The organism is Streptomyces sp. NBC_00287, assembly GCF_036173105.1.
GTDB lineage: Bacteria > Actinomycetota > Actinomycetes > Streptomycetales > Streptomycetaceae > Streptomyces.
On sequence record NZ_CP108053.1, the window covers coordinates 7,397,393 to 7,417,831 of the forward strand.

At 69.7% G+C, this 20,439-nt stretch carries 17 protein-coding genes; 7 read left to right on the forward strand and 10 right to left on the reverse strand.

From position 1 onward, the window contains the following. Position 1 precedes the first annotated feature (1 nt). On the reverse strand, positions 2-1,321 hold the full coding sequence (locus OHT76_RS33615; RefSeq protein WP_328874612.1) for a jacalin-like lectin: 1,320 nt from the start codon (positions 1,319-1,321) through the stop codon (positions 2-4). Positions 1,322-1,581: 260 nt separating this feature from the next. Here OHT76_RS33615 and OHT76_RS33620 point away from each other — a divergent pair, with 260 nt between their 5' ends. The 5 genes from OHT76_RS33620 (at position 1,582) to OHT76_RS33640 (ending at position 5,641) form a co-directional block, all read left to right on the forward strand. Beyond that, entirely contained in the window at positions 1,582-3,285 is a 1,704-nt protein-coding gene (locus OHT76_RS33620; RefSeq protein ID WP_328874613.1) for a PHP domain-containing protein, read from the forward strand. After that, complete coding sequence (locus OHT76_RS33625; protein WP_328874614.1) at positions 3,282-3,797, forward strand: hypothetical protein; 516 nt, start codon at positions 3,282-3,284, stop codon at positions 3,795-3,797. The genes OHT76_RS33620 and OHT76_RS33625 overlap by 4 nt, the downstream gene beginning before the upstream one ends. 317 nt (positions 3,798-4,114) lie before the next feature. Continuing rightward, positions 4,115-4,309, forward strand: a complete 195-nt coding sequence (locus OHT76_RS33630) for a hypothetical protein (RefSeq protein WP_328874615.1) — start codon at positions 4,115-4,117, stop codon at positions 4,307-4,309. Further along, positions 4,306-4,929, forward strand: coding sequence for a sigma-70 family RNA polymerase sigma factor (locus OHT76_RS33635; RefSeq protein WP_328874616.1), 624 nt, complete (start codon positions 4,306-4,308; stop codon positions 4,927-4,929). The genes OHT76_RS33630 and OHT76_RS33635 overlap by 4 nt, the downstream gene beginning before the upstream one ends. Before the next feature lie 7 nt (positions 4,930-4,936). Beyond that, complete coding sequence (locus OHT76_RS33640) at positions 4,937-5,641, forward strand: hypothetical protein (RefSeq protein ID WP_328874617.1); 705 nt, start codon at positions 4,937-4,939, stop codon at positions 5,639-5,641. On the opposite strand, the gene OHT76_RS33645 is transcribed toward OHT76_RS33640, so the two are convergent. Next, positions 5,631-6,215, reverse strand: a complete 585-nt coding sequence (locus OHT76_RS33645) for a hypothetical protein (protein ID WP_328874618.1) — start codon at positions 6,213-6,215, stop codon at positions 5,631-5,633. The genes OHT76_RS33640 and OHT76_RS33645 overlap by 11 nt on opposite strands. Positions 6,216-6,332: 117 nt before the next feature. On the opposite strand from OHT76_RS33645, the gene OHT76_RS33650 reads away from it, so the two are divergent. Further along, positions 6,333-8,288, forward strand: coding sequence for a calcium-binding protein (locus OHT76_RS33650; protein WP_328874619.1), 1,956 nt, complete (start codon positions 6,333-6,335; stop codon positions 8,286-8,288). A 48-nt stretch (positions 8,289-8,336) separates the two neighbouring features. Here the strand turns inward: OHT76_RS33650 and OHT76_RS33655 are convergent, their stop codons facing one another. Beyond that, the gene (locus tag OHT76_RS33655) at positions 8,337-8,975 is read right to left on the reverse strand and encodes an FkbM family methyltransferase (RefSeq protein WP_328874620.1); all 639 of its coding nucleotides are present in this window, start codon (positions 8,973-8,975) and stop codon (positions 8,337-8,339) included. Here OHT76_RS33655 and OHT76_RS33660 point away from each other — a divergent pair. Then, entirely contained in the window at positions 8,969-9,700 is a 732-nt protein-coding gene (locus OHT76_RS33660; protein WP_328874621.1) for an SPASM domain-containing protein, read from the forward strand. The genes OHT76_RS33655 and OHT76_RS33660 overlap by 7 nt on opposite strands. Positions 9,701-9,741: 41 nt before the next feature. Here the strand turns inward: OHT76_RS33660 and OHT76_RS33665 are convergent, their stop codons facing one another. The 7 genes from OHT76_RS33665 to OHT76_RS33695 form a co-directional block, all read right to left on the reverse strand. Next, positions 9,742-12,591: a glycoside hydrolase family 2 TIM barrel-domain containing protein gene (locus tag OHT76_RS33665; protein ID WP_328874622.1), complete on the reverse strand. Its 2,850-nt coding sequence runs from the start codon at positions 12,589-12,591 to the stop codon at positions 9,742-9,744. Positions 12,592-12,603: 12 nt separating this feature from the next. After that, entirely contained in the window at positions 12,604-13,446 is an 843-nt protein-coding gene (locus OHT76_RS33670; RefSeq protein ID WP_328874623.1) for a carbohydrate ABC transporter permease, read from the reverse strand. Beyond that, positions 13,443-14,408 (reverse strand): carbohydrate ABC transporter permease, encoded by a 966-nt coding sequence (locus tag OHT76_RS33675; RefSeq protein ID WP_328874624.1) that lies wholly within the window; start codon positions 14,406-14,408, stop codon positions 13,443-13,445. The genes OHT76_RS33670 and OHT76_RS33675 overlap by 4 nt, the downstream gene beginning before the upstream one ends. Before the next feature lie 23 nt (positions 14,409-14,431). Next, positions 14,432-15,697 (reverse strand): ABC transporter substrate-binding protein, encoded by a 1,266-nt coding sequence (locus OHT76_RS33680; RefSeq protein ID WP_328874625.1) that lies wholly within the window; start codon positions 15,695-15,697, stop codon positions 14,432-14,434. 182 nt (positions 15,698-15,879) lie between these two features. Then, entirely contained in the window at positions 15,880-17,715 is a 1,836-nt protein-coding gene (locus OHT76_RS33685; protein WP_328874626.1) for a glycoside hydrolase, read from the reverse strand. Between the two features lie 11 nt (positions 17,716-17,726). Next, entirely contained in the window at positions 17,727-18,974 is a 1,248-nt protein-coding gene (locus OHT76_RS33690) for an ROK family transcriptional regulator (protein ID WP_328874627.1), read from the reverse strand. 100 nt (positions 18,975-19,074) lie between these two features. After that, positions 19,075-20,319, reverse strand: a complete 1,245-nt coding sequence (locus tag OHT76_RS33695) for a D-arabinono-1,4-lactone oxidase (RefSeq protein ID WP_328874628.1) — start codon at positions 20,317-20,319, stop codon at positions 19,075-19,077. Positions 20,320-20,439: the final 120 nt, after the last annotated feature.

Consider the following 20,439-nt stretch of genomic DNA (forward strand, 5'->3'; position numbering starts at 1 on the left):
GTCAGCCGATCGGCGCGTACAGCACGCCCAGCTTGTCGATCTCGGCGCCCGACCGCCCCGTGAAGCCGACGATCTGCCAGCCCGAGGGTGCGGTGAAGGTCTTCGCGTCGGAGGTCGCCGTACCGGCCGACAGGCTCCGGCCCTTGTCCGTGGTGAAGGCCGCGGAGAAGATCCGGGTACGGCCGTCCTTCTGACCCTGCGTCAGCTTCACCGAGGTGAGGTGCTCGCCGGAGGCCAGGGTCAGGGAGGTCGCGGTGCCGCCCGTGCCGCCGTGGGTCAGGGCCGTACCGCCGTCGTGCGTGAGCGATACGGCGTCCAGGCGGGAGGCGCCGCGCAGAGTGAGCGTACGGGGGGAGTCGGTGGCCGGCAGATCGTCGGCGTCGTTGAACGCCGTGCCGTGCGGGCCGCCGAAGAAGTCGCTCGCCTTGAGGGACGAGTTGAGGGTGTACGAGAAGCCGACCGTGTGCGGGAAGTGGTCGGAGAGGTGCTTGCCGTCGGAGCGTAGGAAGGACGCCCACTCGTTGTTGTACCGGGTGGCGTTCAGGGACATGAGGTCGCTGCCCCGGTAGAGGACCTTGTCGACCACCTCGCAGTCGTTCGTCGGCGCCGCCGAGTCGCAGACCAGGGCGTCACTGCCCTGCGCGGGCGCGGTACCGCCCTTGATCAGGTCGACCCACGGGTCCTTCAGGCCGTTCTCCGACAGCAGCGTGCGGATGTTGTCGCCCGCGCGCGTGTATCGGGTGTTGGTGTCGCCCATGACGATCACTGCGTTGCCGGAGGAGTTGGCCTGGATGAAGTCCGAGAGCTGCTCGATGTTGGCGCGGCGGGCGGCGAGGGCGGCGTCGTCGGAGTCGGCGTTGGTGTGGACGTTGTAGAGGTCCACGAAGACGCCCTCGGCGATCCGCACCCGGGCCAGCGTGAAGCCCTTCGGGGTCAGGCAGTTGGTGCCGGTGCAGTTGTTCCACTTCACCCGCTCGAAGTCCTCGAAGGAGTGGTCCGAGAGGGTGTTCAGGCCGTCGCCGATGGCCGCTCCGCCGCTGGTCGCGGTGCGGTACGGGTGGGTGTCGTTGGCGTACAGGGAGGCGTGGTAGTTGAAGTCCTCCTGCACGTTCACGATGTCGTACGGGCCGAGGCGCTGCCCGATCAGCGGGGTGTTCGTCTCCGGGTCGCTGTCGCCGAGGCCGAGGGGCAGGCCCGCGATGTTGTAGGTGAGCACGTCGAAGGAGCCGGAGGTGGCGGCCGTCGCGGGGGCGGCGCCGGTGGTGGCGATGCCGGTGAGGGCCAGCGCGGCGGCCGCGAGGGTGCCGAGGACTCGTCTCATGGTGGGGGTGTCTCCGTCGGGTGGGGGAGCGGGTGTCTACCCAAGGTGAAGGTGAACGGAGCTCAGGTTCGGTGTCAACTGGTGTGACGTGCAAGGTCGGTTGGGGAAACTGTGAGGGGTGTGGCGTTCCGCCGTGTGGGGGGCATCGGCCGTCCATGCATCGCTTGTTCAACGTTCATGTTTCACCTCGATCCTCCACACGCGGCGTGGTCTCGCCGCGGAAGGCAGCCGCAGAAGGCAGCGGCAACCGGGAGGGCGTCATGGGACACGGGCATCACCATCACCACGGACACGACCACGACCACAGCCACGCGGAGGGGACGGCGCTGCCCGCCGCCTTCGACGTCAACGTCCCCGACGAGGCGCTCACCCCCGAGCAGCAGTCGCGCCGCTCGCTGCTGCGCCGTGCGGGCCTGCTCGGCGCGGGTCTGGCCGCCGGCAGCGTCCTCGCCTCCCAGGCGACGCCCGCCGCGGCCGCCGCGGCCTCGGCCCCCGCGGGCCGTAGAACGAACGGCTTCCTGTGGCTGGCCGGTGACCACCACATCCACACCCAGTACAGCAGCGACGGCAAGTACCGGGTCGTCGACCAGGTCCGCCAGGGCGCCAAGCACGGCATGGACTGGCTGGTCATCACCGACCACGGCAGCACCACCCACGCCAAGATCGGCGTCGAGAAGGTCAACCCGGACATCAAGGAGGCGCGGGCCGCCTACGAGGACACCCTCGTCTTCCAGGGCCTGGAGTGGAACATCCCGGCCGCCGAGCACGGCACGGTCTTCGTCCACCCCGGCAAGAACGAGGTGTCCGTCCTCAAGCAGTTCGAGACGGACTACGACGGCAGCGTCAAGGGCGCCTCGGACTCCACGCCCGCCAACGAGGCCCTCGCCGTCGCGGGCCTCAACTTCCTTGCGGAGCAGGTGCAGCGGCGCAAGGTCAAGGACGCGCTGATGCTCGCCAACCACCCGGCGCGGCGCGGTGTCGACTCCCCGCACGAGATCCGCGGCTGGCGCGACGCGACCGGCGCCGACCGGCAGATCGCCGTCGGCTTCGAGGGCGCGCCCGGCCACCAGGCCGCCGGTATCCCGGCCCCGCTCGGCATGGCCCGCGCCCGCGGTATCTACGACAACAACCCCAGCGCCAACTCCTTCGCCGGGTACCCGCCGGAGAGCTACCGCACCTGGGGCGGCTTCGACTGGATGACCGCGACCGTCGGCGGGCTGTGGGACAGCCTCCTCGCCGAGGGCAAGCCCTGGTGGATCACCGCCAACTCCGACTCCCACCAGGTCTACGCCGACACCGCGGCGCGCGGCGGCGGTGACTTCAACACCAACGGCCGCTACGACGACCCCGTCTACGCCGGCAAGATCGACACCACCCAGGGCGACTACTGGCCCGGCCAGTACAGCCGCACCCACGTCGGCGCCGACGGCTTCTCCTACGCCGCCGTCATGGACGGCATCCGGGCCGGCCGGATCTGGGTCGACCACGGCCAGCTCATCGGCGGCCTCGACGTCCGCGTGTCCGGCGGCAGCCGCTGGGCCACGCTGGGCGGGGCGCTGCACGTGAAGAAGGGCACGCGAGTCACGCTGAGCGTGGACATCGCGCTGGCCGGCGGCCCCAACTGGGCCGGCTTCCTGCCGAAGTTGGCGCGCGTCGACGTCATCCAGGGCGACATGACGGGCGAGGCGGCGGACAAGGACACCCTTACGGCGCCCACGGCCAAGGTCGTCAAGTCGTACGAGGTCGACAAGGCGTCCGGCACGGTCCGCCTGACCTACGAACTCGGCCGTGTGGACCGCCCGTTGTACGTCCGCCTGCGCGGCACCGACGGCAACCGGTCCGCCGTGGGCGCGATGGGCGCGGCGGTCGACCCGGCGGGCCCGGCCATCGACGTCGTCGGTGACGCCGACCCGTGGGTGGACCTGTGGTTCTACTCCAACCCGGTGTGGGTCCTGCCGTCGTGACCCCGGGGTACGCCCTCACCGTCGACCCGGACCTGAGGGACCTGCGCGCGGCCGATCATCTGCTCCTGAAGCTGGCGGCCGAACTCGCCCTCCCCGAGGGCACGTTCGGCTGCACGCACCTGGTGCGCGACGACCGGCCACGCGTCGCCCTGTCCTTCACACTGCCGTCGGAGCCCCTCCTGCGCACCGCCCTGGAGGCACTCACCGGCCAGGGCTACGAGGTGACGCCCGGCCTGCCGGACACGGTCGGCCGAGCCGTGGCGTACCCCGGTTCCACGACACTCACCGGCACCCTGACGATCACGGACCTGCTCACCCGCTCCGCGATCGACAGAGTGACGGTCCTGGGCGCCACGGACCCCCCGGACCCCGGGACCCGGCTCATGACGCGCGACCATGTCCGCCCCCACTGGGATTCGGGCGCGCTGGTGCTGTCCGCGATGCCCGCGGTGGGCGGGGTCCTGGTGCCCTTCGAGGTACCGGATCCGACGCCGTGCTGTGCGGATCATTGAGCAAACGTGATATGTAACACACCGTCAAAGTGCCCACGCTGCTGTCACGTTCGCGCAAACGCTGTTCGGAGTTCTTCGGATTCGACGGAAGCCCAGCTCGGCGGGGTGTCGTGGTGAGCGGGAGCAAAGGTGTGGCTACCCAACAGTAGGCGGAGGGCTACCTTCCGTTAGAAAGATCTGTTCGAGGGGCTGCACGTTTGACGGGTGGGATCCGCTTATCTGTTTTCCAGAGCAACGAGGCTCTAGGTGTCCGGCCCGCAACGACACGGGGGACGGAGCGGTACGACACCGACGGAAAGCGAAGGAAAACAGCCACTGTGAACTACGACGGAGTCAGCCTTGTGCTGGCCATCGCCGCCGCGGCGCGGTCCTACGCGCCCGACGTGTGGTTCTTAGTGCGACGCCTTCTCGGCGCCGGAGTCCGTATCGGGGCCGCCGCCCTGAGCGACGAGCCCCAGTCCCCCGCGACACCCACCCCCACGGCCACCCGGACGCTGGGAGGCCGCCGATGACCAGTCCCACCCCCGACCCCGCGGGTCCCGTGATCCGCAGCCCCCGTTCCGTCATGCCGCCCGAGTTCTGGGCCTTCCAGGCCCGTTACGACCGGGCCTGTCTGGAGTACAGCCGGATCCACCTCGGCAACGCCGTCGCGGCCCGCCGGCTGGTGGAGAGCACCTTCGTCTACCTGGCCACCATCTGGGGGCGCCTGGAGACCATGGACAACCCCGGGGCGTACGCCTGGGCCCTGTTCAAGCAGCGGGTGCACGGCGAACTCGCCGCGCAGGGCCGTAGTCCCGCCACCACCGAGACCCTGGCCTTCGCCCGCGCCATCAGCGCCGCCACCGCACCCCTGCTCGGCGCCTTCCGCTCCACCTTCCACGCCGAATACGGCGAGGAGATCGCGGAGTTGGAGGAGGGCATGGGTCTGTACCGGGGCATGACCCGGCTCAGCGAGCGGCAGTTCGACGTGCTCGTGCTGCGCGACGCCCTCGGCTTCGACACCCGCGAGACCGCCCTGATCATGGGCATCAGCGAGGCCACCGTCCGCTCCACCCGCCGTACCGCCAAACATCGGCTCGCCGCCGCCATGGGCTACCGGACCGACGCCACCGCCGACGACGACAAGGAGTGATCCACGCATGAGCCGCACCCCACGCAGCATCGAGGAGGCCCTGCGCCGCGCTCGCGTCTTCCGGGGCGAGTACACCGACGCCGACCTGGAGTCCGCCCGGCACGGCCTCGCCCGTCAACTGCACGAGCTGCGCTGGGTGCGGTTCTTCTCCGCCCTGCCGACGAGCGCCGGACGGGCCGCCCACCCGATGCCCGCCGCGCTGCACGAACAGGCGGCGCACGATCTGCGTCTGCTGTGCCGCGGCGCCGTCCACCACGACGGCGCCGCCCGCCGCATCACCGCCTTCGACGTCAGCCGCGACCCGGACGGCGCCCTGCCCTTCGCCTGTCTGCTCCACCTCGCCGACCAGGAGGAGGGCGCCCAGTTCTGGTGGCAGTACGCCGCCGGCGCCGGCAGTGTCACCGCGGCCCTGTGTCTGTACCTGCTCCACCTCCGCCAGGGCGATATGCGCGACGCCCAGCACTGGGCCGACCAGATCCACCGCCTCAACGGCATCGACTGGAACGGCTACACCCCCGTCCCGCACCACGCGGCCACCGACGGCGGCCGCACCGTCCACTACACCCTCCCCGCCCCGCCCCCCGCCCTGAGCGAACGCGCGGTCAGGGCGGTGGTGCACGATCTCGACGCCCTCCACGACGGCGGCCTCGGCCCCGTCCCCCAGCCCATCCCCGCCCTCGCCGACCACTGGGCGGACCTCGTCACGACCTGACGCCGCACCCCGCCCGCAGCGCCTCCAGCGCCGACCAGGCCGCCGCCTCCCCCTCGTCCGCGTCGAACTCCAGCGGCGCGCCGGAGCCGTCGGGGGAGAAGACGACGTACGCCTGGGCGCGATGCGACAGCGCCCCCCACTCCTCCCACTCGTGCACCCGGGCCAGTACCCGACCGCACGGCGCGCAGGTGACCCACGGCACCAGCACCGCCCCCGTGGACGGGTGCCGCGGCAGCACGTCCCGCAGTGGAGTCGTCCCCTGCGCTCCGTCCTCGAACACCCGCAACCGCGCCGGCTGACCGGCACCGCACGGCAGCGCCGCGATGCCCGCCCCGAGGTGGTCCCACACGTCCCACTGTTCGGCCATCACGGCGAGCTCGGCCCGCGCGGACTCGCCCACGGTCAACTGCTGTTGCAGCAGCCGGTCCACCAGAACCTCCAGGCCCCCCTCCTGCTCCCCGATGTCCCAGCAGGCCTGCACCTCGTCGACGTCCTCGGCGTCCGGCAGCAGGCCGGCCAGCCGGGACCACACGACGCCCTCGGCGGCGTAAGCGTTCGCATGGTGATCGTTCATCGGGCCGAGCGTAGTCGGGACAGGCCCGTCACTCCGGCGGGTGGAAGTCTGCGGCCCACTGGGCCCACCGCCTGGCCAGCCCGGGATAAGCGTGCCTGGGATCCGGAAGCTGGGCGCATGTCCACACTTCTCTCCCGGCTGCGCCGCGCGGCCGTGTGCGCCTGCGCGCTGGTGGTCGCCGTGCCCGGGCCCGCGCTCGCCGCGCCCGGCGATCTCGACGCCTCCTTCGGCGACGGCGGCCAGGTCTATGTCCACAACGGCCTTGTCTCCGCCGGGTACGACCTCGCACTCCAGCCCGACGGCAAGATCGTCACCGTGGGTCTCAGCCAGGACGCTGGCTGGCTGACGACCGACTTCTCCCTGATGCGGCACCACACCGACGGCAGCATCGACACCTCCTTCGGCAACGGCGGCGAGGTGCTCACCGACTTCGACGGCGGCGAGGACTACGCGCACGCCGTCACGCTCCAGAGCGACGGCAAGATCGTCGTGGCGGGGCGCAGCGAACTGCCCGGCGAGGGCTGGCACTTCACCGTGGCCCGCTACGCCGCCGACGGCAGCCTGGACACCGGGTTCGGCGACGGCGGCCGGCTCCGCACCGAGTTCGGCAGCGCATCCGAGGCCCATGCCGTCGCGGTACAGAGCGACGGCAGGATCGTCGCCGCCGGAGAGGCGGGCGGCCGGTTCGCGCTCGTCCGCTACCTCGCCGACGGCACCCCCGACCCGGCGTTCGGCGACGCGGGCCGGGTGACCACCCCGTTCGAGGCGGGCGGGGCGTACGGCTACGACCTCGCCCTCCAGTCCGACGGCCGGGTCGTCGTCGCCGGCAGCGCGGGCAGCGGCGGCGCCGACTTCGCGTTGGCCCGCTACAACACCGACGGCAGTCTCGACGGCGGCTTCGGCAACGGCGGCCGGGTGACGACCGCGTTCGCCGGTGAGGACCTGGCACGGGGCGTGCAGGTGCAGCCCGACGGCCGTATCGTCGCCGCCGGACGCAGCGGCTTCGACATCGCGCTGGCCCGCTACAACACCGACGGCAGCCTGGACGCCGGCTTCGGCACCGGTGGCCGGGTGACCACCGACTTCGGCGGCACCCTGGAAGCGGCCCACGACCTCGTGCTCCAGCCCGACGGGAAGATCGTCACGGGCGGGGTGCGCAGCACCGACTTCACCGCCGTCCGCTACCGCACCGACGGCACGCTCGACAGCGGCTTCGGCACCGGCGGCCGTGCGAGCGCCGACTTCACCTACTACGACGAGGCCCACGCCATCGCCCTCCAGCCCGACGGCAACCTCGTCACCTTCGGCAGCAGCGGAGACGACCGCGCCCTGGTCCGCTTCCTCGGCGGCACCGCCACCCCGCCGCCTCCGCCGCCCACCGACCTCCTGTCGGTCACCAAGACCGGCCCCGCCACGGTCAGCATCGGCGACCGGGCCACCTACACCGTGACGGTCACCAACACCACTACGACCACCACGGCGACCGGCGTCTCCCTCACCGACACGCTCTCCGGCCCCGCGGGCACCGTCATCTCGGCCACGGCCTCCCAGGGAACCTGCACCACCGCCGTGAGCTGCTCCCTCGGCACCCTCGCCCCGGGCGCGCAGGCCACCGTGACCGTCGTTGCCGAGCCCCGCGCGACGGGCACCCTCACCGAACGGGCCACGGCCACCGCCACCCAGAGCGACCCCAACTCCGGCAACAACACGGCCACGGTCACCACCACCGTCAACAACGCCCGCGGCTGCACCCGCATCGGCACCAGCGGCAACGACACCCTCACCGGCACCTTCGGCACCGACGTCATCTGCGGCCTGGGCGGCGACGACACCATCAACGCCAGTTACGGCTCCGACACGGCGTACGGCGACTTCGGCAACGACCGCGTCGACGGCGGCTTCCAGAACGACACCCTGAGCGGCGGCCCCGGAAACGACAACCTGATCGGCAACAACGGCAACGACCGCCTCAACACCGTCGACAATGTCTCCGGCAACGACACCGCCAACGGCGGCTCCGGCTCGGATACTTGTACGACGGACGCGGGGGACACCCGGATCAGCTGCCCGTGAACACCCTGGGGGACGGCGGCCGTACTCGACCGCCGTCCCCGTCAGGGGTCAGATCCTGCGGGCGTAGAGCATCTTGTTGTCGAGGCCGTCGGGGATGTCGGGCAGCCGCTCGACCTCGATGCTGTAGCCCCTCGCCTCAAGTACCGCCACCACGCCGGCCAGTTGGTCCCGTGCCGCGTGGACTTCCATGACGATCTGCCGGATGCGAGGCCAGTCGGCGTCGGCGATGCCGTGCAGGGCCCGTACCTCGTCGCCCTCGATGTCCATCTTCAGCAGGTCCACCTCGCCGGAGACCGAGAACTCCGCCATGATCTCCGAGAGCCCGGCCACCGGTGCCCGTACCGTCTCATGGCGGAACACCTCCTCGGCGACCCGGCGTTCCGCATAGGTCGTCATGGTCTCCCGGTCCCTGAGCTTCTCGGCCAGGTGTGTGGTGGAGTTCCCCGGCATCGAGGGGAAGTAGTAGAACTCCCGCTGCTCGCTCTTGTCGGACAGGCCCTTCGGGCAGACGGTGACGCCGTCCACGCCGTGCAGCTCGAGATTGGCGCGCAGCGCCCGCAGGGTGTCCGGGATGGGTTCGATCGCCAGGACCCGGGCCTGCGGGTACCTCTGCTTGGTGAACACGGTGAAGAGGCCGATGTTGGCGCCGGCGTCGACGACGAGCCCGTCCGGCCTGACCGGTGCCATGTGGCGGAGATACGTGCCCGCGCGACAGCGTCTCCCTGAACACCATCGCCAGCATCGACAACCTCGACGAACTGCCCGAGATCGTGCGGCTCGCCGCCCGCCTGGACGTGGCCTCGGTCGTCGTCCATCCGATCGTCACCGGCCTCGACGACCCCTCCCACCTGCGCAACAACCTTGCGCGCACGCAGGAGGCCTACGAGGCGACGGCCCGAGCAGGGCGTGCGGAAGGCGTCGTGGTGCAGATCGGCGCCGCGCCCGACCCCTCCCTCGCCCTGCCGGACATGGTCCGCCGCCCCGCGTGCATGCACCCGTGGAGCTATGCGTACGTCCGCTACGACGGCGCCGTCGGGTTCTGTGACCATCTCATCGGCGGCGACGGCGAGTTCACCATGGGCTCGCTGCGAGAGAGCGGCTTCGAGGAGATCTGGAACGGCGAGAAGTGGCGGGCCCTGCGCCAGGCCCACCTCAGCGGGAACATCCCCGACGAGTATCTGCCCTGCCGCTACACCTACGCCCATCGCTACATCGACTTCGAGCATCTGGTCCACCCCGACCGGAAGTCGGGCCTGGTGACCAGCGAGACCCACGACGAGGTCACCCTCCGTCGTGATCCGGAGCTCGTGCCCTGGGCGCCCTGGAAGCAGGCAGAGCTCAACGCCGACGCCGGCGGGGTGTTGATCCCGGCGAGCGCCCTGACCCAGGGCCTGCGCGGCGACGCGAGCTGAGACCGGGGTCGGCCGTGGGCAGCCGGCCGACCCCGGGGCTTTCAGCGGGACGCCGAGAACACGAACGAGAACTCCGTCGGCTCCGCCCGCAGGAAGTACCGCGGCAGCGGGCCCGGGCCGCACGACTGGGAGCCGATGCCGTGCTGGCCGTGGTCGAGGTGGATCCACACCGTGTCGCCGGGCTTCAGGTCGGTGAGGTGTCGGGCCGCGTCCAGGTGTTCGGTCGTCCAGCGGCGCGCGGTGAACCAGAACTCCGGGTCGCCCTCGATCCGCAGACCGCCGAGCTCCACCCAGCGGACGTCGGCGCGGGCGCCGTTCTCCTGCGGGCGGACGTACGGGGTCTGGAGCTCGTCGACCGTGGAGTGCCAACGGCCCAACATGGAAGCCGACTTGGTGTCGGGGTAGGCCTCGCCGGGTCCGCCGCCGAACCACTTCACCGCGTCCGCCGCGGGGATCCCGAGCCGGATGCCGAGTCGGGGCAGCGGCACCGTCCAGTCGCCCTCCGGCGTCACCGACACCGTCAGCTTCAGGCGGTCGCCGTCGGAGGTCCAGCGGTAGACCGTGCGCAGGCCGATCTCCCATGCGGCGGGCGCGACCCGGGTGCGCACAGTCAGGGCGTTGTCGTCCAACTCGACGGCGTCCAGCCGGTGTTGCATCCGGTGCAGGCCGAACTTGCGCCACAGCGTCCCGTAGCGCGTGTCGGACTGCCACTCGGCGCCCTCGTCGTTGTCGGTGGGCGCCCGCCACACATCCAGCCGTGGCGCGGTCACCTCGATGCCGCCGACGGTCTTCAACGCACCGGTGCGCACGTCGAAGGAGGCCGGGCCGAGGTAGATGAGCCGGTCACTGGCGGTGGGGCGGTCGCTCGCCGTGACGGACGGCTTCACCCGTTCCGTCACGGGGAGCTGCGCCCAGGCCACCTCATGGTCCTTCCGGGCCCACCCGGTGTCGGCGGCCAGTAGTGCCCGTACCGTCCACTGCGCCTCCGAGCCCCGGCCGTCGGCGGGCGGCTCGGGCAGCTTCACATCGGCCGACTCGCCCGGCGCCAGCGCCGGTACCGACAGCGTGCCCGCCTCGACCGTCTCGCCGTCCACCTGGTACGACCATTCGAAGGCCAGCCCCGACAGGTCGGCGAAGTCGTACCGATTGATTACTCGTACGGTGCCGTCGGCGCCGTCGCCCTCGAAGCGGACCGGCTCGATGACCTTCTTGTACTCGATGAGCCCCGGCGACGGCGTCCGGTCCGGGAAGACCAGCCCGTCGCAGACGAAGTTGCCGTCGTGCAGCTCCTCCCCGAAGTCGCCGCCGTAGGCATAACCGAGCTCGGGGTGCTTGATGCCGTGGTCGATCCACTCCCAGATGAAACCGCCCTGGAGCCGCTCGTGCCGCTCGAACAGCTCCTGGTAGTCGGCGAGTCCGCCCGGCCCGTTGCCCATGGCGTGGGCGTACTCGCACTGGATGAAGGGGAGTTCACGCCTTTTGTGCGGACCGCCGTCGAGTCCGCGCCCGATCCGCTCGACCTCGTCGTGGAAGGCGTACATCCGCGAGTACACATCCGTGTCCCGGCAGTCCCAGTCGCCCTCGTAGTGCACCAGACGGTCCGGGTCGCGGCCTCGGATCCACTCGGCCATCGCGGTCAGACCGCGCCCGGTTCCGGCCTCGTTGCCCAACGACCAGAAGATCACCGACGGATGGTTCTTGTCCCGCTCGACCATCCGGGCCGCGCGGTCCAGCAGGGCCGGGGTCCAACGGTCGTCGTCGACGGGGTTGTCGCGCCAGTTCTGCTCGGTGAAGCCGTGGGTCTCGAGGTCGCACTCGTCGATGACCCAGAGGCCGTACTCGTCGCACAGTTCCAGGAACGCCGGATGCGGCGGGTAGTGGGAGGTGCGGACCGCGTTGAGGTTGTGCCGCTTCATCAGCAGCACGTCCTCGCGCATGGTCTCCAGGTCCAGCGCGCGGCCCCGCTCCGGGTGCCACTCGTGCCGGTTGACGCCCTTGAAGAGGATCGCCCTGCCATTGACCTTGATCAGGCCGTCTTCCAGCACGACGGTACGGAAGCCGATGCGCAGAGGGACATGCTCGCCGGGCGTGGCCAGCTCACCGTCGTACAGCCGCGGTGTCTCGGCGCTCCATGGCTCCACCGGGACCGTCACCGACTCGCCCGTCGCGGCGTCGATCCCCAAGGCGGGTACCGTCACCCGGCCCTCGACATCCGAGTCGACCCGCAGGGTGCCCTCACCCGTGACGTGGTCGTACGACGCGTGCACGAAGAAGTCGTCCACGGCGCCCGCCGGGCGGTGCAGCAGGGTGACGTCACGGAAGATGCCGGGCAGCCACCACTGGTCCTGGTCCTCCAGATAAGAGCCCGCGGACCACTGGTGGACGCGGACGGCGAGGACATTGCCGCCCGGCTGGAGCAGATGCCCGACCCTGAACTCGTGCGGCAGCCGCGAGCCCTTGAACTCGCCCAGCTCGGTGCCGTTCAGCCAGACCCGGGCGCAGGACTCGACGCCGTCGAAGCGCACCACGGCGTCCCCGTCCGCCGGCCAGTCCTCCGGCAGGTCGAAGACGTGCAGATGGTCGCCGGTCGGGTTCTCCGTCGGGACGTACGGCGGGTCCACCGGGAAGGGGTAGAGGTGGTTCGTATAGATGGGGGAGCCATGGCCCTGGAGGACCCAGTGGCCGGGGACCGTGACCCGGTCCCAGTCACCGGCGTGGTAGCCCTCGGCGGCAAAGGAGTCGGAGACGTCGGCGGTCGGCGACAGACGGAAGCGCCAACTTCCGTTCAGAGACAGGGACTTGGCGTCGGAGGACGCGTACCAGGCGCGGGGCGGCAGGACCCCGCTGCCCGGTGATACGTCCTCGACGTATGTGGTGGTGCGGAAGGACATCGGTCTCCTAGATCAGCCCTTGATGCCGGTCTGCGCGATCCCCTGCACCAGCCAGCGCTGGAGGAAGAGGAACACGAACACCAGGGGCAGGATGGAAATGGCGGTGGCCATGAAGATCAGATGGAAGTTGACGGTCTGGTTGGTCATGTACGAGGAGAGGGCCACCTGCACGGTCCAGGAGCTGGGGTCCTGGCCGATGACCAGCGGCCACAGGAAGGAGTTCCAGCCGCTGATGAAGGTGATCGTGGCCATGGCCGCGAAGAAGTTCAGCGAGTTCGGCACCACGACACGCCAGTACGCGCCCCAGTAGCCGAGCCCGTCCACGCGCGCCGCCTCCTCCAGTTCCTTCGGGAACCCCAGGAAGTACTGCCGGAACAGGAAGCAGGTGAAACCACTGAACAGGCCGGGGATGATCAGGCCGCGGTAGGTGTCCACCCAGCCCAGAGACGAGACCAGCACGAAGCTGGGTACGAAGGTGACCGCGGTCGGCACCATCAGGGTCACCAGAACGGCGTAGAAGACCTTGTTCGCGTGCCGGTAGGGGATCCGGGCCAGGCCGTAACCGGCGAGCGAGCAGACCAGCAGAGTGCCAAGCGTGTGCAGGACGCCGACGATCGCCGAGTTCCACAGGGAGCGGGCGAAGTCGACGGTCGGGTCGTCGAAGGGCTCGGTGAAGTTGCCCCACTGGATGTCGGTGGGGAAGAACTTCCAGTCCTCGCCGGTGATCTCCGGGTCCGTCATCAGGGCGTTGCGGACGATCAGATAGAAGGGGACGAGGAAGAGGAAGGCGGCGATGCCGGTGGCGATGTAGAGGCCGGTGGAGCCGAGGGCGCCACCTCGTTTGACCTTGCTCACTTGGACTCCTCCCCCCTTCCGAAGCCCAAGAACTTGCCCTGGAGCAGCGTGACGACACAGATCAGCAGCGTCAGGATCATCGCGCCCGCGCTGCCGGCGCCGTAGTCCTGGTTCTCGCCGAGGGCGATGTAGTACAGCTCGACCAGGGGTGGTCGGCCCCAGGTGGAGTTGGCGAGCAGGTTGAAGAACTCGTCGAAGGCCTGGTACGCCTGCACCAGGAGCAGCAGGATCACGGCCGTCGAGGTGGCCCTCAGCTGGGGCAGGGTGATGTACCAGAAGGTCTGCCGGCCGGGCTTGGCGCCGTCGATGGCGGCGGCCTCGTAGAGCTCCTGCGGGATGTTCTGCAGGGCCGCCAGGAACAGGATCATGAAGAACCCGGCCTGGAGCCAGAGCCGTACGGTGATGATGACCAGCCAGTACCAGGGCGGGTCGGGGCTGGCCAGCCAGGCGATGTTGTCGATGCCGAACCAGCCGATCACGGTGTTCATCAGGCCGAAGCGGACCCCGCTGAAGATCGACATCTTCCAGATCAGTGAGGCGGCGACATAACTCACCGCGGTCGGCAGGAAGAACACCGATCGGAAGAACGCCCGCATGAACCGCAGCCGGTTCACCAGCAGGGCGAGGCCGAGCGAGAACGCCCAGGTGGTGGGCACGATGAACGCGGCGAACACGGTGAAGACGACGAGCGAGCCGGTGAAGTCGGGGTTCGACAGCATGTAGCTGTAGTTGTCGAAGCCGATGAATTCGCTCGGCGTGACCGTGAAGCGGGCGTCGAAGAAGGAGAGCCAGAGGCTCCAGCCGATCGGAACGTAGACGAAGAGTGCGAGGCCGATCAGGAACGGGCCCGTGAAGAGCCAGAAGTTGACGGTGGGGTTGCCGCGCAGCCCGCGCCGCGGCCGGGTCCCGGAGGACTTGGCCGGGGCGGGGCGCGAGACACCGCTCTTGGTGAGGGTCGACATGTCGTGGATACCTGTCCGGCGGCCTATCCGAAGAGCTTCTTGAGCTCGCGGTTGACCTTGGTGTCGGCCTTGTCGAGAGCGCCCTCCGGGTCACCGTCCTGCCGGACACAGTCGGCGAGGACGTCCTCGATGGCGTCGAGCATGGCCTGGGTGAAGCCGATGTTGTCGAAGTGGCCGAACTCGTTGAAGAGCTTGACGCCCTCGGCGGGCAGCCCCGACTTGAGCTTGTCGGCGGACTGGGCGAGCGAGGCGCGCGGCGGGATGTGGAAGCCGTAGGAGAGCGACCAGTCCTCCTGGTACTCCTTCTGGTCGATCCACAGCCACTTCACATACTCCTTGGCCGCCTCGACGTTCTTGCTCTTGGCGTTGACGAACATCGACCAACCGCCGTTGTAGACGGAGGGCTTGCCCGCGTCCCCGACCTTCGGGAAGGGGAAGATCCCGAGGTCGTCGCCGAGCGCCTCCTGCATCTGCGGCATCGCCCACATGCCGCACCACTGGATGGCGGTCAGGCCCTGGTTGAGCGGGGACGGGTCCCAGAAGTCGGTCGGGGCGCCGAGCAGCAGATCGCCGCTCTTGAAGAGCCCGCGGAGCTGCGTCAGGCCGTCCTTGACCGCGTCGGTGTGGTAGGCGATCTCGTTCTTCTCGTCGAGGGTGTCGGCCCCGGCCGCCCAGATCAACGGCCGCATGATCGGGTCGAGTTCATTGCCGAGGAAGAGTCCCTTGACCTTGTCCGTGGTCAGCTTGGCGGCGGCCTCGATCAGCTCCTCGAGGGTCTCCGGCACCCCGACGCCCGCCTTCTCCAGCAGCGACTTGCGGTAGAAGAAGAACTGCGGGTCGTCGATCATCCGGACGCCGTATATCTTCCCGTCGACCGTGTGCGAGGCGATGTCGGCCTGGTTGAAGTCGTCCTTGACCGGGTCGATGATGTCGGTCAGATCGGCCACCTGGCCGCTGCGGATGAGCTGGATCTGCGGGTGGAACTCGAACAGGTCCGGGGCCTTGTCGGTGAGCAGCGCCGAGAAGAGCTTGCTCTCGAAGTTGTCGCCGGTGATCCACTGCGTGGTGACGTTGGCGCCCTCGTAGGCCTTCGCGTACTTCTTGATCGCCTGCTCGGTCCCGGCCTCGCCGTACGCGTGGAAGTACTGGACGAGGTTCTTGCCCGAACCGGAGCCGCCGTCACGGCCGTTGTTGCCGCCGCACGCGGCCAGTCCGCCTGCTGCGGCCAGGCCCATGGCGGCGCGCAGAACGGTGCGACGGTCCCAGTTGCTGTTCCTCAATGCCGACATCCTGACGTCCTTGTCTCTAGTGCGGCTGCGCTTGCGGTGCGGGACGTTAACCTTCGGCTAAGGCTTCGGCAAGGGGTTGGACGAAGTCTGTTCGAAGCGTTGCGTAGCGTTCGGAATTCCGGACGTGGCGGAGTGCGGGCCGCCGCACCAGCGGCCCGCAACTCCCTTTCAGGCGTTACCGATTACTGCCGGAACCATGCTTGGTTGGTCCCGCCGTTACAGGTCCACAGACCCACCTTGCTGCCGTCCGCGGTCGCCTGTCCGCCGACGTCCAGACACCGCCCCGAAGCCTCGCTGACGATCTGCCCGTTGGAGTTCAGCAGCCAGCGCTGAGAGGCGTCACCGCTGAAGTCGGAGCTCGTGCCGAGCCCCGAACTCCCGGCGGTCAGATAGCCGTTGGGGCCCTTGAGCGCGCCCTTCTTGTCATACGACCAGTGCTGGTCCGCGGAGCCCGTGCAGGTGCTGATCGTCACCGCCGCCGTCAGACACTTCCCGGACTGCTTCCCCTGCCAGGCACCCGTGACGGCCGAACTGCCCTCGCCCTTCTGGTCGAGGACATACGTCGTGATGGACCGCCCCGGCAGCGAGGCCGACACCGTGCCGCCGCTGACCGACGGCTTGGCGACGTGCGCCCAGTCCTCGGTCGCCGAGGTCCGCACGGCCTGCGTCGCCCTGAGCGGAGTGTCGCTGTTGAAGTGCAGGTCCAGCGAAGTGTCCGTCGCGTTGTGGTTGTTGACCACGACGATCCACTTGCCCTTGCGGTCGTAGGCGCTGACCTCGACGCCGTCCGGCACGCCGGTCACGTTGTGTGCGACCGAGCCCGGCTTGACGAACTTGCTGTACTGGCCGAGCGCGTAGTACCGCTTGGTGAAGTACAGGGTCTGGTTGCCGTTGGTGGCGTAGTCCGGGTCGTAGTAGATCAGGCCGTCGTTCCAGCCCGCGTCGTTCTTCGCGTACGGGTCGGTGCCGATCATCTCCGACAGGGCCACCCACCAGTGGAACGCGGAGTCATGGGCGACCGCGAAGTCCTTGTGGATGATCCGGGAGAGGTTCAGTCCGCCGTCGATGCTCGGGTCGTACTCCTGTGCCCAGCCCGTGCCGCCCTTGCCGAAGCAGCAGATCTCCGTGGACCAGGACTCGATGCCGACCTTCTTCGAGGTCTCGTAGACCTTCGCGCGGTTGGCGTCGCTGGGGTTGTCGTAGGTGTGGTGGGCCAGCTTGTCGACGTACTGGGCCGTGCCCGGCTGCGAGATCCACTGCGGGACCTCGTCGTTGAACTTCACCGTGCTGGTGGACTCGTCGGCGATGATGCCGGTCCGCTGCCCGCGCGCCTCCTGCTCGGCGCCGAGGGCGCGCACGATGTCGTCGCGCTGCGGGACATCGACGAGCATGCCCTCCTGGCCGCAGGAGTCGAAGCTGTTGGTGGGCTCGTTGAAGGGGCTGATGTAGTCGAACCGCGCGCCCTGGCGGGCGAAGTGGTCGGTGACATCGGCGATGTACTTGGCGAAGTCCTGCTCGTTCTCCGCCTTGAGATAGCCGCCGCAGCTCTTGCCGTTGGTCTTCCACTCGGCCGGCGCGCTGTTGACGAAGGCGACCAGGTCCTCGACGCCGTACTTCGCGGCGTAGGCGAGGAAGGTGCGGCCGCCCTTGTCCTTGGTCCAGTCGTAACTGCCGTCGTCGTTACGGAAGTCCTCCGGAGCGCGGGACGGGGTCGTGACCGCCGTACCGCCACCGCCGATGTTGTAGCGGTAGTTGCTGAGGTCCAGGCCCTCCGAGGAGAAGAGCAGCTTGGCGACCTTGGCCTGCACCTTGGGGTCGAAGTTCTTCAGGTCATTGACCCACCAGGCGCCGGAGGCACCGATGTTGTCGATGGTCTGGGCGGCGTACGGGGAGACCTCGGCCGCCATGGGGGTTGCGGCCGAAGCGGGCGGGGCGGATATGAGAGGGCCGGTGACAGCGAGTGCGGCTGCGGCTGTCAACAGGGCCGATCTCCGGGGGTGGGGCAGAGTCACGTGCATCCCTTCCGTCGTCATGAAGGTGGTGCGGTACGGCTCCTTGCTGCGGTGCTGTTTCGTGCGGTCCTCTGTCCGACCGACTGAAGTGCCCCTTCGAGCGCGAAAGTCGCCGCGCCCAGGCACACCGGGTCGGTCGGGATGGGGGAGAGGACGATCTCGGTGGCGGCCATGGGCCGCCTGAGCGCGTGCCGGGCGACGGCCTCGCGCACTTCTCTCAGCAGGGGTTCGCCGAGCGTGGCGGCGACCCAGCTGCTGAGGACGACCACTTCGGGGTTGAACAGATTGACCAGGTCGGCGATGCCGGCGCCCAGATAACGGGCCGTGTCCCGTACGACCTTGAGCGCGACCGGGTCGCCGGAGGCGATACCGCGGGCCAGCGCGTCGATGGTCGCGGTCTGGTCCTCGGGGTGCAGAAGGGAGCTTTGAGGGCTCAACTCCCGCAGATTCAGCATGATTCCGGGCGCGCCGACATACGTCTCCACACAGCCGTGGTTGCCGCAGTGGCACAGCCGCCCGTCCAGCACGAGCGTGGTGTGACCCCACTCGCCGGCGCTGTTGCTCACGCCCCGGTGGAGCCCGCCGCCGAGGACGATCCCCGCGCCCACCCCGGTGCCGAGGTTGACCACCACGGCGTCCCCGCGCCCGCGCGCCGCCCCGAACCACAGCTCGGCCACCGCGCTGGCGCGCAGCGGGTTGTCGAGGTACAGGGGGTAGGCGATGTGATCGGAGAGGAGGTCGAGGAGCGGCACGTCGTGCCAGTCCCAGTTGGGCGCGTACTCCGAGACACCGGTGTCGCGGTCCACCTGACCCGGCACGCTCACCCCGACGCCGAGCACCCGGGCGCCCTCCACCCCGGCCTGCGCCACCACCGAGCCGACGGCCGTGGCGACATGGCCGACGACCTGCTCGGGGCGGCTCTCGCCGGGGCGCATGTCCTCGTCGGCGCGGGCCAGGACGTTCAGCGCGAGATCGAACAGCTCGACCCTGACGTACGTCTCCGCGAGATCGACGCCGATCAGCGCGCCCCCGGAGGCGTTGACCGCGACGAGGCCGCGGGGTCGCCCGCCCGCGGAGTCCTCGAAGCCGACCTCGGTGATCATCCTCAGGTCGAGCAGCTCCCCGACGAGCGTGGCGACCGTGGCGAGGCTCAGCCCGGTGGCGGCCGCCAGCTCCTGCCGTGAGGTGGGCGACGCGGCGATGATCTGGCGCAGCACCTCGTAGCGGTTCGCGGTGCGGATGTCCCGTGATGTGCCGCGCTTCATCGAACTCCCCTCGCTGACGCCCCCTTGCGCGGCGCAAGGCTATGGGCTGCGAGGGACTTTCGACAAGGGGTTAGGAAAGGGGGTGTAGAAAGTCCCCGGCTCAGCCGCCCAGTACGTCCCGCACGAACGCGTTGGCGAACTTGCCGCCCGGGTCCAACGACCGCGCCAGCTCCCGGAAGTCACCGATCCGCGGATACCGCGCACGCAGTTCCCCGGCCGGCATGGTGAACACCTTCCCCCAGTGCGGCCGGGCCTCAAGACCCGCCAGCGCCTCCTCCACCCGCCGCACCACGGGAAGCACGGCCGCCGTGTCCTCGACCCAGGTGAAGTGCAGTGCCACCGTCTCCCGGCCGTACGACGGACTCAGCCACTGCTCGTCGGCGGCCACCGTCCGCACCTCGCAGGTCTGCAGCACCGGCGCCATGGTCGTACGGATCGCGTCCAGCGCGCGCAGCGCGTCCATGGCGTACGGCCGGGGCAGCAGGTACTCCGACTGGAGCTCGGCACCGCTGCTCGGGATGAACTCCGCCCGGAAGTGCGGCAGTCGCTCGTGCCAGGGCCCCGGGACGCCGAACTGCTCGGTGCAGTTGACCGCGGGCATGCCCGGCACCGGGTGCATCTTCTCGGTCGCGGACGCGGCCCACGGGAAGTCCGGCAGCGGCTGGTCGGTACGCCGCTTCAGCCACACCTGACGGAAGCCCGGCGCACCCCAGTCGGTGAACAGGCTGACGCTGTACGCCGCCCTGGCCACTGTCTCGAACTCCAGCCGTTCCAGCGGAAGTTCGGTGAAGACGTGCTGCTCGACCTCGAACGCCGGCTCCAGATCCAGGGTGAGCGCGGTGACCACGCCGAGCGCGCCGAGCGAGGTCACGGCCCCGCCGAACCGGGCTTCCTCGCGCCCGATGCGCAGGGTCGATCCGTCCGCGGTCACCAGCTCCACCTCGCGCACGGGCGCGGCCAGCGAGCCATTGGCCACCCCCGAGCCATGGGTGCCGGTCGCGAGCGACCCCGCCACCGAGATGTGCGGCAGCGACGCCATGTTGGGCAGGGCAAGCCCGTGCCCGTGCACCACCCGCGCGAGTTCCGCGTACCGCACCCCGCCACCGACCCGTACGGTTCGGGCGGCCGTGTCGACGTCGATCGGGGCAGGCAGCTCGGCGAGCGACACCAGAGCGCCCTCGGCCCCCGGCTCGGCGATCTCGTTGAAGGAGTGCCCACTGCCCAGCACCCGCACCCGGGCACTGTCGGCCACCAAGGCCCTGAGCGCGTCGAGCGAGTGCGGGCGGTGCAGTTCCTTCGTGGTGTAGGTGATGTTGCCGGCCCAGTTGGTGACCGTCTCCGTCATCCGTCGTCCCTCCCGGAGAGTGCGTGTGCGCCGAGCCTCTCATCCGCCCGGCCGAACCGTAGGCCATAGGGGACATATGGGGCAGATCTGCGGCATGAGGGGACCCGGCACGGTTCACGC

Coding starts and splice junctions, on each gene's coding strand:
- OHT76_RS33615 (WP_328874612.1), bottom strand. CDS start 1,321: ATGAGACGAGTCCTCGGCACCCTCGCGGCCGCCGCGCTGGCCCTCACC.
- OHT76_RS33620 (WP_328874613.1), top strand. CDS start 1,582: ATGGGACACGGGCATCACCATCACCACGGACACGACCACGACCACAGC.
- OHT76_RS33635 (WP_328874616.1), top strand. CDS start 4,306: ATGACCAGTCCCACCCCCGACCCCGCGGGTCCCGTGATCCGCAGCCCC.
- OHT76_RS33640 (WP_328874617.1), top strand. CDS start 4,937: ATGAGCCGCACCCCACGCAGCATCGAGGAGGCCCTGCGCCGCGCTCGC.
- OHT76_RS33645 (WP_328874618.1), bottom strand. CDS start 6,215: ATGAACGATCACCATGCGAACGCTTACGCCGCCGAGGGCGTCGTGTGG.
- OHT76_RS33650 (WP_328874619.1), top strand. CDS start 6,333: ATGTCCACACTTCTCTCCCGGCTGCGCCGCGCGGCCGTGTGCGCCTGC.
- OHT76_RS33655 (WP_328874620.1), bottom strand. CDS start 8,975: ATGGCACCGGTCAGGCCGGACGGGCTCGTCGTCGACGCCGGCGCCAAC.
- OHT76_RS33665 (WP_328874622.1), bottom strand. CDS start 12,591: ATGTCCTTCCGCACCACCACATACGTCGAGGACGTATCACCGGGCAGC.
- OHT76_RS33675 (WP_328874624.1), bottom strand. CDS start 14,408: ATGTCGACCCTCACCAAGAGCGGTGTCTCGCGCCCCGCCCCGGCCAAG.
- OHT76_RS33680 (WP_328874625.1), bottom strand. CDS start 15,697: ATGTCGGCATTGAGGAACAGCAACTGGGACCGTCGCACCGTTCTGCGC.
- OHT76_RS33685 (WP_328874626.1), bottom strand. CDS start 17,715: ATGCACGTGACTCTGCCCCACCCCCGGAGATCGGCCCTGTTGACAGCC.
- OHT76_RS33690 (WP_328874627.1), bottom strand. CDS start 18,974: ATGAAGCGCGGCACATCACGGGACATCCGCACCGCGAACCGCTACGAG.
- OHT76_RS33695 (WP_328874628.1), bottom strand. CDS start 20,319: ATGACGGAGACGGTCACCAACTGGGCCGGCAACATCACCTACACCACG.